Origin of the sequence: uncultured Ruminococcus sp. (assembly GCF_937915125.1) — a bacterium.
In the GTDB taxonomy this organism is placed as follows: domain Bacteria; phylum Bacillota; class Clostridia; order Oscillospirales; family Ruminococcaceae; genus Ruminococcus_C.
The window spans coordinates 1-14,039 of record NZ_CALDMP010000009.1 but is presented as its reverse complement, the minus strand read 5'-3'; the positions used below and the strand labels follow the sequence as shown (position 1 = coordinate 14,039).

The following is a 14,039-nucleotide window of genomic DNA, read 5'->3' as shown; positions in this document are numbered from 1 at the left end:
GAGGATCTCTTATGTCCAATGAAATGCAGTTAAAATACGGCTGTAATCCCAATCAGAAGCCGTCCCGTATCTATATGGAGGATGGAAGTGATCTTCCCATTACCGTGCTGAACGGCAAGCCCGGCTATATCAACCTGCTGGACGCATTCAACGGTTGGCAGCTGGTTTCGGAGCTGAAAGCGGCTACCGGCATGTGCGCTGCGACTTCCTTCAAGCATGTTTCTCCTGCTGGTGCTGCGGTAGGCACACCCCTGTCGGATACTCTGAAAAAGATCTACTTTGTAGACGATCTGGGCGAGCTGTCTCCTCTGGCATGTGCCTATGCACGTGCCCGTGGTGCTGACCGTATGTCCTCTTACGGGGATTTTATTGCCCTGTCTGACGTCTGCGATGTACCCACAGCAAAGATGATCCAGCGTGAAGTTTCGGATGGTATCATTGCACCGGGCTATGCGCCGGAGGCACTGGAGATCCTGAAGTCCAAGCGCAAGGGCACCTATAATATCATCCAGATCGACCCGGCATATGTACCGGCAGAGCTGGAGCGCAAGCAGGTATTCGGCGTGACTTTCGAACAGGGACACAACTTCCTGAACATCGACAAGGAAATGCTGTCCAATATTGTCACCGACAACAAGGAAATCCCTGAGGCGTATCAGAGAGACCTGCTGATCTCCCTGATCACTCTGAAATATACCCAGTCCAACTCTGTCTGCTACGTCAAGGACGGTCAGGCAATCGGTATTGGCGCTGGTCAGCAGTCCCGTATTCACTGCACACGTCTTGCCGGCAACAAGGCAGATATCTGGTGGCTCCGTCAGCATCCCAAGGTAATGGGACTCCAGTTCGTTGACGGTATCCGCCGTCCGGATCGTGACAATGCCATTGATGTGTATATTTCTGACGAGTATATGGACGTGCTGGCAGACGGCGCATGGGAAAATATCTTCAAGGTAAAGCCAGAAGTGTTCACCAAGGAAGAACAGCAGGCATGGCTGGCACAGAATACGGATGTATGCCTTGGCTCTGACGCATTCTTCCCCTTCGGTGACAACATCGAGCGTGCCCACAAGAGCGGTGTACGCTATATTGCAGAGCCGGGCGGTTCCATCCGTGACGACCATGTCATTGCAACCTGCAATAAGTACAATATGGCAATGGCATTTACAGGCATCCGTCTGTTCCACCACTAATGACAGGAGGCAGTATCCATGAAAATTTTAGTTGTGGGCGGCGGCGGCCGTGAGCATGCCATTGTCATGAAGCTTGCAGAAAGTGCCAAGGTAGATGCACTGTACTGCGCACCGGGCAACGGCGGCATTGCCAAGTATGCCAAGTGCTTTCCGGTAAAGGCAACGGATATTGACGGCATGGTGGCACTGGCAAAGGAACTGGCAGTGGATCTGGTCTTTGTGGCACCGGACGATCCCCTGGTAATGGGCATGGCAGATGCTATGCAGGCAGAGGGCTTCATGACCTTCGGCCCCAAGAAAAATGCAGCGATCCTGGAGGGCAGCAAGGTGTTCTCCAAGGAACTCATGCAGAAATATCACATCCCCACTGCGGAGTACCGGGTGTTCCGCAAGCCGGAGGAGGCACAGGCATATCTCCGGGAAAAGAACGAATATCCTACCGTTATCAAGGCAGACGGTCTTGCACTGGGCAAGGGCGTTGTCATTGCACAGAATGAGGAAGAGGCATTCGCTGCCATCTCTTCCATTATGGAGGACAAGATCTTCGGCGAAAGCGGTTCTCAGATCGTCATTGAGGAATTCCTGACAGGGCCGGAGGTATCCGTCCTCAGCTTCACTGACGGAAAGACTGTAAAGCCCATGGTTTCTTCCATGGATCACAAGCGTGCGCTGGACGGCGATATGGGTCCTAATACCGGCGGTATGGGAACGGTGGCACCGAATCCCTATTATACGCCGGAAGTGGCACAGCAGTGCATGGATACCATCTTCCTGCCCACCATTCAGGCAATGCAGGCAGAGGGCAGACCGTTCCAGGGCTGTCTCTACTTCGGACTGATGCTGACCCCCAAGGGGCCTAAGGTCATTGAGTATAACTGCCGGTTCGGCGACCCGGAGACACAGGTAGTTCTGCCGCTGCTGGAGACAGATCTGGTGGACATCATTCTGGCGATCTGGAACGGTACCCTTGACCAGCTGGAGATTCAGTGGAAACAGGGCTGTGCAGCCTGCGTTGTTATGGCAAGCGGCGGCTATCCCAAGAAGTATGCCACTGGTCTGCCCATTTCCGGACTGGATGAAAATGGTCAGATCAATAGCTGCTTTGTTTACCATGCAGGCACGAAACTGGATGGGGAACAGATCCTCACATCCGGCGGCCGTGTGCTGGGCGTGACTGCTACGGCGGAGACACTGCCTCAGGCACTGGAAACGGCATATGCCGGCGTAAAGACCATTTCGTTCCAGGATGCACATTATCGGAACGATATCGGTCAGCGTGCATTAAAGGCTTTATCCTAACGAATTATGGGCATCTCTAAAAACCTCGAATCCGTCAGATGCGGTGCAGATTTTCGACAGATCCCCTTGGGAAAAAATGCGGGAATACTCGATGTATTTCAAGTTTTTTCCCAAGGGAAGATGGCGTAAAGATGCGTCGCAGATGACAGGTGAGCGGGTTTTTAGAGGTGACCTTATGTGAAACATTGACACCCGGAGGCGTTGTATGAATTGTCGTTTACCTGAATTGCGGGCAAAAACAGCAAAACTGACAGCGTCTCCGGGTGTTTATCTCATGAAAAACCAAAAGAATGAGATTATTTACATCGGAAAAGCCAAGAATCTGAAAAATCGTGTGACAAGTTATTTTCGGGAATCAGCCGACCATACCCCAAAGGTTGCGAGTATGGTGGAGCATGTGTATGATTACGATTTTATTGTCACCGACTCGGAATATGAAGCTCTGGTGCTGGAATGCAGCTTGATCAAACAGCACCAGCCCAAGTATAACATCCTCCTGAAGGATGACAAGGGATACAGCTATCTTTGCTTTTCGGATGAACCCTATCCCCGGCTGACCCCAGAGAAAAACAAGAAAAAGCCGGGGGAGTATCTGGGTCCCTATATGAGCGGATTTATTACCCGGGAAACTGCACGGGAGACAAACCGTGTATTCCGACTGCCTACCTGTCACAAGAAATTTCCCCAGGATTTCAAAAAAACACGTCCCTGCCTGAATTATCATATCAAGCAGTGCATGGGCGTATGCCGTGGGAATATTTCGCAGGAAAGCTATGGGGAGATCATTGCCCAGGCGAAGGATTATATTCGCATGGGCAGTGCCGATTCCGTAAAGCGGATGCAGGAGGAGATGGAGCGTGCCGCTGAGGAACTGGACTTCGAACGTGCAGCAATGCTTCGTGACCGTATCGCAGCGGTTTCCAAGGCAGGGGAAACCCAGAAGATACTGGATGCCGCACTGGAAGAGGCGGATGTGATTGCCATGGCGGAACACAGCGGTACCCAGTGTATTTCCATTCTCCGCTATCGGGGACGGCGACTCTTCGACAAGGAAACCTTTTTCTTTCAGGAAACCGTTTCCCGGGAAGAACTGATGGATTCCTACCTGACTCAGTACTACGAGCATCACCGTGCCGATATCCCGAAGAATATCATTCTGGAGTTTGCCCTGCCCAATCAGGAGATGTACGAACAGCTGTTCAGTACCTTTGCCGGTTGCCGGGTACGCCTGACTGTACCCCAACGAGGGACGCTCTGCCAGTTTGTGCAGCTTTCCCGGAATAACGCCAATGAGGAGCTTGCGCTGCGGTTCGGACGAACGGGAAAGGAAGTCCAGGCGCTGGAGGAACTGGGAAAGGCGTTGGGATTATCTCAGCCGCCCCAGTATATCGAAGCCTACGATATCTCCAACCTGTCCTCCACCTCCATGGTTTGCGGTATGGTTGTCTTTGAAAACGGCAGACCTCTGAAACGTGCTTACAAGCGTTTTCGCATGAAGGAGCATGTGACACAGGATGACTACGCCTGCATGAAAGAGGCGATCACCCGGCGGCTGAATCATTATCTTGCACAGGATGAGGAAGGGTTTTCCCGACTGCCGGATCTGATTCTGCTGGACGGCGGTCAGGGGCATGTGAATACCATTTCTCCGGTGGTGGCGGAATTTGGTCTGGCGATTCCGGTGTTCGGTATGGTCAAGGATCAGAAGCACCGTACACGTGCCATTTCCAGTACCGGGGGAGAGATCTCACTGTCTGCCAATCGTGCGGCGTTTCATCTGCTGACACAGATTCAGGATGAAGTGCATCGGTTTTCTGTTGCGTATATGCACAGTCTCCATGCGAAGTCGTCCTATCAGCTGGAACTGACAAAAGTACGTGGCATCGGCGAGAAAAAAGCCCAGAAGCTGCTGCTGCACTTCAAGACCCTGGGGAATTTGCAAAAGGCATCGCCGGAGGAACTGGCGAAGATCGCCGGCGTCAATGGGGAAATCGCAGGGCAATTGTATCAGGCGATTCAGGAGATGACGGCAGGGGAGTGAACCGATCATATTTTTTCAATGACCTCTCCACCATTGTTGCACAATGGTCCCTCTTCTCTTTCAGGGGAGCTGGCACGGCGAAGCCGTGACTGAGGGGTTGAAACTTGATAAAAATAGATTTCCGTATTTTTTCCGGATACCTCTGGACATTTGCCGGAATTCGTTGTATAATGGTACTACGCCATAGAAAAAAGGAGAATGGGAGCATATGCGTGTCATTGCCGGGAGTGCAAAAGGAAGAAAACTGAAAACACTGGAGGGACTGGATGTTCGTCCCACTACCGATAAGGTCAAGGAAGCCATCTTTTCCGCCATTCAATTTGACCTGCCGGGGTCTGCGGTGCTGGATCTGTTCGCCGGAAGCGGTCAGATGGGCATCGAAGCCCTGAGCCGTGGTGCAGATCGGGCGGTATTTGTGGATCGCTCTGCCCGGTCTCTCGGTGTGACACGGGAGAATCTCACGGCAGTGCAGCTGCTGGAACAGGCACAGCTCCACCAGATGGATGCAGTTTCCTTTTTGCAGACAGGGGATGTCCTGTTTGATATTGCGATTCTCGACCCGCCCTATCGTCAGGGATGGCATGTGAAGCTCTTTCCGTTTCTGGAACCCCGGATGCAGACAGACGGTATTGTGATCTGCGAGCATGAGACCGGGCTGGAACTGCCGGAAAGGGCTGGTGCGCTGCATCTGGAAAAACAGCGGAAATACGGCGCCATTACTGTGACGACCTATGTTTGCAGAAGAGGTGAGACATAAAATGGAACGAATTGCGGTGTGCCCGGGCAGCTTTGACCCTGTGACCCTGGGACATTTGGATATTATCACACGTGCATCGAAGCTTTTCGACCGTGTGATCGTGCTGATATCGAAAAATATTATGAAAAACAACGCCTGCTTTACGTTCCAGGAACGAAAGGATATGATCCTGTGTGTGACACGGGATCTCCCCAATGTGACAGTGGATGTTTCAGACGGACTCCTGGCGGATTATGTCAAGGAGGCAGGGGCGACTGCTATTGTAAAGGGACTGCGTGCTGTCAGCGACTTTGAATATGAATTCCAGATGGCGCTTGCGAACCGGAAGCTCTATGAGGGTGCAGAGACCGTATTTCTGACCACAACGGCGGAGAATATGTACCTCAGCTCCAGCGTTGTCAAGCAGATTGCCATCTTTGGCGGCGATATCAGCCATTTTGTGCCGCCGGAAATTCTCGATGTGATCGTAAAACGTTTGGTAAAGGAGAGACTATCATGAATATTGAAGAGATATTGGACGATATGGACGACCTGCTGGAACGCTCCCGGCCCATTCCCTTTGCTGCACATAAGGCTGTCATTGATGCAGACCGTATGCGTGAACTGCTGAATTCGGCGCACCTGAATATCCCGGCAGAGATCAAACGGGCAAAGCTCATCGACTCCGACTGCGACCGGATCATCAACGAAGCCCGGGAAAAGGCGGAGGCCATCATCCAGGACGCCGAGACACGTGCAAAGCGGATGCTCTCAGAGGAGGCGATTCTCCAAGAGGCAAAGCAGCGTGCACTGGATATGCTCACAAAGGCACAGAACGGCTCCAAGGATATCAAGGAAGCTGCTGAAAAATATGTAAATAATTTACTTAACGATGCTCAGGCGTATTTCCAGAACAGTTTGCAGGAAGTACAGCAAACAAAAAGCAGGATCGAGGAACTCAAAAAATAATAAAATTAAGTTTCTTCCGAAAATTTATAGAATGTACAATAGACGGACATATTTTTTTGCTATACTATGAGAAAGAAAAGCAGTCTTTGAGCACTGGGTAATATGAACGTTTCTATCCGTGATGAAAATCATTAAAGGCTGTATCGAGGAAAGGATGCGAAAAAAACATGGATAAGATCGATGCCATGCTGATAACATTGCTGCAGGAAAATGCCAGAGCTCCGCTGAAGCTTTTGGCGTCAAAGGTTTTCTTGTCTGCGCCGGCGGTTTCTTCCCGGATCGACAAGCTGGAGAAGCAGGGGATCATTCTGGGATACAATACGATCATTGATCGTCAGAAGCTGGGATATCATATCACCGCGTTTATCAACCTGGAATTGTCTGCGGATCAGAAGTCGGAATTCTATCCGTTTATCAGCAGCTGTCCCAATGTACTGGAGTGCAACTGTATCACCGGCGTGTATTCCATGCTCATTAAGGTTGCGTTCCCGTCCACACAGGAGCTGGATACATTTATCGGAAAGATTCAGCGTTTTGGCAACACCTCAACGCAGATCGTCTTTTCCACCCCGGTTCCCCATCGTGAGATCATTGTGGAACCTAACGTGTAAAATCAACGTATGCCGCCGCAGCCATAGTCGATTCTGCTATGCTGCGGCTTTCTTTTTGGCGATTATGAGGTGATGACCTATCATACATATTATCATCGGCGGTGCGGGCTGCGGAAAATCCACCCGGCTGATTCAGCTGTTACAGGAACAGGTGGAACAGGGAGAGCATGTGCTGACCCTTGTGCCGGAGCAGTTCTCCTATGAATTCGACCAGAAGCTGTACCGTATTCTGGGACCTGTTTCGTTCAACCAGCTGGAAACCCACAGCTTCAAATCCCTGGCACGTGCTGTCTTTCAGCGGTATGGCTGTGTGCCTGACGGCAGGACAAATGCGGATGAGCTGACAAAAATGGCGCTGCTCTATGAGGCGGTGCTCTATACCACCGAACGGGAGCATATGCTCCGGATTCTGGAAAAACAGTGCAGACAGGCATCCTTTGTAGAAGAATTGTCTGCGCTCTTTGCACTGTTCCGCCGCAGTGGGATTACGCCGGAGCTGCTGTACGATTCCTGCGCGGCTCTGGACGGCCGTCTGCTGGACAAGACATTGGATTTGTTCCGGATCTATCAGAAATACGACCAGCTATTGTTGGAGCATCACCTGAAGGATACGGAGACGGAGCTTACCGAAGCGGCAGCCATTGCCAACGGACAGGACGCCTTTCTTGGGGATGTACTGTGTCTGGACGAATTCGAAAGCTTCACTGAGGACGAGTATGAGATGCTCACCGTGCTGCTCTCTTCCTGTAAGGATGTCTACGTGGCACTGCGTACGGACAGTGCCGACCCTGTGCCCTTCTCCCTGTTTGAGACCGTTCAGGACACGCTGTATCGCATCAAGCGGATTGCATCGGAACTGCATATTCCGGTGTCTCTGGAGACCTGTGAGACGTCCTATCGCTTTCAGTCCGGGGATCTCCGGTGGCTCAGCCAGCATGTATTTCGCAATGCCCAGCCCTTTTCTGGTCAGCCCCAGCATCTGCATATTCTGGAGGCGGCAACGCCCAATGAGGAGGCGGAATATGTATGCGCCACCATCCGCCGGCTTCTGGCAGATGACCCCACACTCCGCTGCCGGGATATTGCCGTGCTGACCAACCAGATGTCCGACTATGAAAGTATTCTGGAAACGGCAATGGAACGGTATGAATTGCCCTATCATGTGGACGAAAAGCAGTCGGTACTCTACACGCCACTGATGGTATATCTGCACACGGTTCTGGAACTACTCCGTGCAAAGCGTCCGGATACGGAATTGCTGCTGCGTCTGGGGAAAACCGGACTGACGGATTGTACTTCCAGAGAAATGTCAGAGCTGGAGAACTACTGCTACACCTGGCAGATCGACGGAAATACCTGGAACGAACCCTTTACGGGGGGGAATTGGGAAACGGCAGAGAATGTACGAAAAAAGCTGCTGCTGCCCATAGAGAATCTGCGGAAAGCCAGCCGGAAGCCCCACACCGGTGGAGAATATTGCCGGATGCTCTTCGATTTCATGGGCGAACAAAAGGTGGAGGAACGGCTTAATCAGCAGCTTCTTGCCATTCAGGATGAACAGAAACGGATGCAGACCCGTCAGGAATGGGCGCATGTCTGGAATAGTCTCATGGATATTCTGGATCATATGGCGCTGCTGTACGAGTCTCTGGAAATGGCGTTCCCGGAATTCTGTGCGGTACTGGCTTCACTGACACGGAACGTGAAGCGTGCTGTGCCGCCCAGAACACTGGATGCAGTGCTGATCTCTCAGGGAAGTACTGCCCGGCTGAATGCGCCGAAGATCGTGTTCCTGCTGGGCGTCTGCGAGGGGGCATTTCCGGTAATGCCCGGCGGCAGTGCTATCTTCTCAGAACGGGACTGCCTGACCCTGGAACAGATGAAGCTGCCTGTGGTGAAGTCCAAGGAGGTACAGCTGGCAGATGCACGACTTGCCGCCTATAAGCTGCTTTCCTCGGCATCCCACGCACTGTATCTGACTTACCCTTGCGTGAATATTACCCACCAGAAATGCTACCCCTCCAGCGTGATCGCCCAGATACAGCGGATGTTCCCGGAGGGTGCAGATCTGAAACAGACCTGTGCAGCACAGGGGAGTGCCTATTATGCAGGTACCCTCCACGCTGCCTATTATGAGTACGTGCAGAACTATACGGAGAATACCCCGGAGACTGCCAGCATTGCCCAGGTACTGCTGGAGGAACCCCTTTATGCCGGGAGACTGCATAAACTGGCAGAGCTGACAGTGAAGGAGACAGAAGATCCGGACGCACCTCTGTTCCACATTGACGACAAGAAGCTGATGCAGGAGTATATCGGGAATACCTTACAGCTGTCCGCATCGGGACTGGAACGGTATCAGTATTGCCCCTTCTCCTACTTCTGCAACGACATACTCCGGCTGTACAGCCGTCAGAAGATTCGCCTTGCAGGAGCCGGCAGCGGCAGTCTCATTCACAGCTGTCTGGAACGGCTTCTGAGAGAGTATGACAAGGATGCCTTTTTGCGGATGACGCCGGCACAGCTGCGGCAGGTAATCTCCGGCTATGCGGCGGAGTTCTGGCAGGCGGAAATGGGCGGTGACTTTTCCAAAAACGGCAGAGAACTGGCGGCATATCGCCATACAGTGGAGGGAATGCTGCCCCTGCTGCTCCATATGCAGGAGGAATTCCGGCAGTCTGCCTTTTCGCCCTATTGTATGGAGTTGCAGATCACGCCGGAGAATCAGAACTTTCCGCCCCTGCATCTTCTCACCGGAGACGGACAGCAGATTCGCCTGGTGGGAAAGATCGACCGGGTGGATGTATGCCAGGACGGCGACAAGCTCTGGGTGCGTGTGGTGGACTATAAAAGCGGCGTAAAGGATTTCTCTCTGGGGAATCTGCTGTACGGGCTGGATTTACAGATGCTGATCTACTTGTTTTCCATTACGGCACCGGGAACACCTCTGGCAGATGCATCGCCTGCCGGCGTACTGTATATGCCGTCGGGAATGGTGAAAAGTGACCTGAAACGGGGCAGCGGCGTAACACCCCAGAAGCAGTGCAATGATACTTACCGTATGAAGGGCATTCTGCTGCGGGATCCCCATCTCATCACCCTCATGGAACAAGAGGGCAGGGGCATCTACATTCCGGGCAAGTTGGATGGTGCCCAGCAGCTGGACAGCCGTTCCGGGACATTCCTGACGGCGGAGCAAATGCGGCATCTGCGGCAGTATGTACTGCGCCGGCTGACGGATGCGGCAGAGGGCATCTATCACGGAGAAATTGACGCATTTCCGCTGCAATTGCAGCAGCATAACCCCTGTGCCTATTGCAACTATGCCAATATCTGCGGTAACAGCAATGAGTGTCACGGACAGATCGCCGGGGGCACACAGGCATCCCGGGAAAAACAGATGATGGAACTGCTGGATTCCATGGAACAGGAAGAGGAGGAGAAGCACTGATGGCATGGACGGAACAGCAAAGCTGTGCAATTGAAACAAGAGACTGCGGTCTTATTGTATCTGCGGCTGCCGGAAGCGGCAAGACTTCTGTGCTGGTGGAACGGCTGCTGCGGATTCTCATGGAAGAAGATCCCCAGCGCCGTGTGCCTGCGGATCGCATGATCGTGGTGACGTTCACCAATGACGCTGCCGCAGAAATGCGTTCCCGTCTCAGTCAGGCGCTGGAGATAGAACTGCAAAATCAGCCGGAAAACCAATGGCTCTATCAGCAGCAGATTTTGCTGCAAAGTGCCCATATCTGCACCATCAGCTCCTTCTGCTTCGACCTGATCCGGGACAACCTCACCGATCATGGGATTACTTCCGGCTTCCGTATCCTGAACGAGACAGAGAGCCAGATGATCGCCGGAAAGGCGGCAGACCAGGTGCTGAACCGCTGGCACGAGGAACGTCCAAAGGAAATGGAACTCCTCTGGAACAGCTTCTGCGAGAAGAATGATACCCCCCTGGAACAGATCCTCATGGAATTATACCAGTTTCTTGGCTCAGTACCTTTCCGGGACAGCTGGTGCAGGGATGTGCTGGATGGACTGGGTCAGTCTCTGGCGGATTCGCCCTATCATCAGGCATTGACACGGCAATTGCAGCAGCTTGTCCAGACGGCAGTCAGTCAGGCACAGGAGGCTGCTTCTCTGGCGGCGGAGTTGTACGATTCCCTGGAGGACAACACTGTTCTGCCCTGGGTGGAAGAGGATCTGCGCTGTCTGGAACGGGTACTTCGCAGCATTGAGACAGGCGGCACGGACTCTGACCAGATGCTGTCCCTGCTGCTGGAGAAAAAAGCCAACCGGGGCAGAAAGCCTTTTCCACGGAAGAAAAAATCCATCCGCTCGGAGGAGGATTACGAACGGGTGAAGCAGCTCCGGGGACAGTATCACGATCTGGAAGGGGAAATCATAACACTTCTGGAGAACGTATTTCCCTATGAGACAGCCGATCTGGAACAGCATTTGCAGCTGATGCCGCTGCTTTTTGACATGGAGCAGGAGCTGGAGGATACCATCTGGCAGGCAAAGGTACGGCAGAATGCCCTGAGCTTTGCGGATGGGGAACGCCTTGCCCTGGAACTTCTCTCTGCCCAGACCACGGACGGCAGAATCCATCCCTCACCCCTGGCGAGGGAACTGCAGGAATACTACGCCCTCATCATGATCGACGAGTATCAGGATTCCAACAATAAGCAGGATGATATCTTCAAGCTGCTGTCCCGGAACTGCATTGACCCGGAAACCGGTGCACTCCGGTATGGGGACAATGTCTTTCTGGTGGGGGATGTGAAGCAGTCCATCTATCGTTTCCGTCTGGCGAATCCCCGGAACTTTGTCCACGCCATGGAGGATGCTGCTGCCGGCAACGGGGTCTGCCGGCATATTGCACTGAACCGGAATTTCCGCAGTGCACCGCCGATCTTGCAGTTCGTCAATTTCCTGTGCGGCAATCTCATGTCTCCTGCCTGCGGCGATGTGACCTATGACGAGAGCGAAGCACTCCGTCCGGGTTCTGCCATCGGGGAACTGCTGCCGCCGGAGGAACAGACTGTGCATGTGGCTGTGCTGAAAAATATGCCGGAGCAGGAAGATTCAGACATAGATCTGCAAACGGAATATATTATCCGGCAAATCCGGAATATGATACAGCAGGGAAGTCCTGTGGCAGAAAAGGACGGCAGCACCAGACCTTGTACCTACCGGGATTTCTGCGTGCTCCTGCGGAATAATACCCAGTGTATGACCGTTGCACATGCGTTGGAAGAAGCTGGTATTCCAGTACAAAGCCCGGAGGAAAAAGGATATCTTCAGGCAAGGGAGATCAGTATTCTGCTGGATATGCTCCGTGTGCTGGACAATCCACTGCTGGATACCTCCCTTGCGGCGGTGATGCTGTCGCCCATGTTCTGGTTCACCGCACAGGAACTGACCCAGGTGCGGATGCTGTCCAGACGTTCCAGCCTGTATGCTGCCCTTTGTCAGGGTGCAGGCATCACATCCGGGGCAGAGGATATTGAGGGACCCCTGGAGGAGGTACTCGTGGAGAAGTGCCGCTATCTCTGCGATACCCTGCAAAAGCTAAGGCAGGATGCGGCACTTATGACGCTGGAGGCATTGATACGCCGCATCTATGACACCACGGATTTCCTCTCGGTGATGCAGCTGACGAAGGATGGCGAGAAGAAGCGTGCCAACCTCAACCTGCTGATTCAGTATGCAAAGCAGTATGAGGAAAATGCGGAGGCTGCCCACAGCGGTCTGTCCGGCTTTTTGCGGTATATCGACTGGCTTGTGGAAAGCGGCAATGATTTTCAGCAGACATCCCTCTCTGCCGGGGCAGAGAATGCGGTGGCGGTAAAGACCATGCACCGTTCCAAGGGACTGGAATATCCCTTTGTATTCCTGGGAAAGCTGGAGACAAAGTTTTCCACAGAGGATTCCCGGAAGAACGCACTCTTCTCCGACCGTGGTATGGTGGGATTCTGCATCAAGGATCCGGAAACTTATACCCGTGCCAAGACCATGCCCTTTTCCGTACTGGAGCAGGATAACCAGAATCTGTCAAAAAGTGAAGAGCTGCGACTGCTCTATGTTGCCATGACACGGGCAAAGCAGCAGCTTTTCCTGCCCCTAGATGCCGGGAAGATTCGTACCAAGAGCCGGGACTATCTGTCCGAATACGGCGCGCTGATTCTGTCCGATGGCAAGCTGCCGCCTCTTCTGGTGCAGTCTGCCGGTTCTATGGCACAGTGGGTATGGATGTGCCTTGTGCTGCGTCATGATGCTGCCCTGGAGGATGCGGTGCAGCTGCCGCCGCAGACATGGCAGACCCCGGCGTGGTCGGAGGGTGTGTGTATTCAGTATGAATTCCAGCTCCCGGAACAGTCCGATGCCGATGCCGTGGAGGAAAGGGAATATGCAAAGCCCTCTGCGGAAATTGTGGCGGATATCCGGCGTATGGTGCATTTCCAGTATCAGTCCGAGGACAGCGAAAGAGAATCTCTGCTGAGTGTTTCGGCAATTCAGGAGGCACAGAAGAATCGTGCGCCTGTCTGGAAACGCCCCCGTTTTTTGCAGGAGGAACGCCGTCTGACTGGTGCAGAACGTGGTACGGCAGTGCATACATTTTTCCAGTATGCGGACTTCCGACAGGCGGAACAGGATGTATCGGCGGAGATCCAGCGATTGCAGACATACGGCTTTCTGACACAGGCACAGGCGGATGTCATCGAGCCGGAGCTTGTGACGGCATTTTTCCAGGACGAATTATATGAAAGGCTGCGCCGTTCCCGCCGGGTACTCCGGGAGCAGAAATTCCTGGTGCAGTGCAGGGATATCAGCGTATTCCCGGAGGCGGCGGAGATATTGCACCGGTATCAGGATTCGGACAGTATCCTGAAGGGTATCATTGACCTGGCGTTCCTGGAGGAAGATGCCTTTGTGCTGGTGGACTATAAGACAGACTATGTGACACGTGCAGAGGAACTGACGGATAGCTATCGGGAACAGCTTATGCTCTATCGTGGGGCATTGCAGTGTATTACGGGATTGCCTGTGCGGCAGTGTTATCTTTATAGTACCCATTTGAAAAAGAGTATTGAAATAACTTGAGGCAACACCGCACAAAGAGCGCCTATCGGCTTTGCACGTCATATGCTTGCATATTTTGCGTCATATTTCACAAAAATGCT

At 52.9% G+C, this 14,039-nt stretch carries 9 protein-coding genes; all 9 read left to right on the top strand.

Translation table 11 applies throughout. The annotated features are described in order from the left end of the window. Positions 1-11 precede the first annotated feature (11 nt). Entirely contained in the window at positions 12-1,193 is a 1,182-nt protein-coding gene (locus Q0418_RS00820) for a phosphoribosylaminoimidazolecarboxamide formyltransferase (RefSeq protein WP_298481644.1), read from the top strand. Between the two features lie 18 nt (positions 1,194-1,211). Then, positions 1,212-2,492 (top strand): phosphoribosylamine--glycine ligase, encoded by a 1,281-nt coding sequence (gene purD, locus Q0418_RS00815; RefSeq protein WP_298481643.1) that lies wholly within the window; start codon positions 1,212-1,214, stop codon positions 2,490-2,492. Positions 2,493-2,697: 205 nt separating this feature from the next. Next, positions 2,698-4,533 carry an excinuclease ABC subunit UvrC gene (uvrC, locus tag Q0418_RS00810; RefSeq protein ID WP_298481642.1) on the top strand — a complete coding sequence of 612 codons (1,836 nt, stop codon included), beginning with the start codon at positions 2,698-2,700 and terminating at the stop codon, positions 4,531-4,533. Between the two features lie 208 nt (positions 4,534-4,741). Next, complete coding sequence (gene rsmD / locus Q0418_RS00805) at positions 4,742-5,290, top strand: 16S rRNA (guanine(966)-N(2))-methyltransferase RsmD (protein ID WP_298481641.1); 549 nt, start codon at positions 4,742-4,744, stop codon at positions 5,288-5,290. Position 5,291: 1 nt separating this feature from the next. Further along, on the top strand, positions 5,292-5,789 hold the full coding sequence (gene coaD / locus Q0418_RS00800; RefSeq protein WP_298481640.1) for a pantetheine-phosphate adenylyltransferase: 498 nt from the start codon (positions 5,292-5,294) through the stop codon (positions 5,787-5,789). After that, positions 5,786-6,238: a vacuolar-type H+-ATPase subunit H gene (locus Q0418_RS00795; RefSeq protein ID WP_298481639.1), complete on the top strand. Its 453-nt coding sequence runs from the start codon at positions 5,786-5,788 to the stop codon at positions 6,236-6,238. Before coaD ends, Q0418_RS00795 begins: the two co-directional genes overlap by 4 nt. Positions 6,239-6,405: 167 nt before the next feature. Next, complete coding sequence (locus tag Q0418_RS00790; RefSeq protein ID WP_295218076.1) at positions 6,406-6,849, top strand: Lrp/AsnC family transcriptional regulator; 444 nt, start codon at positions 6,406-6,408, stop codon at positions 6,847-6,849. 79 nt (positions 6,850-6,928) lie between these two features. After that, on the top strand, positions 6,929-10,300 hold the full coding sequence (locus Q0418_RS00785) for a PD-(D/E)XK nuclease family protein (RefSeq protein WP_367276204.1): 3,372 nt from the start codon (positions 6,929-6,931) through the stop codon (positions 10,298-10,300). Continuing rightward, a complete protein-coding gene (gene addA, locus Q0418_RS00780; protein ID WP_298481637.1) occupies positions 10,300-13,959 on the top strand; it encodes a helicase-exonuclease AddAB subunit AddA in 3,660 nt (1,219 codons plus the stop codon). Before Q0418_RS00785 ends, addA begins: the two co-directional genes overlap by 1 nt. Positions 13,960-14,039 lie beyond the last annotated feature (80 nt).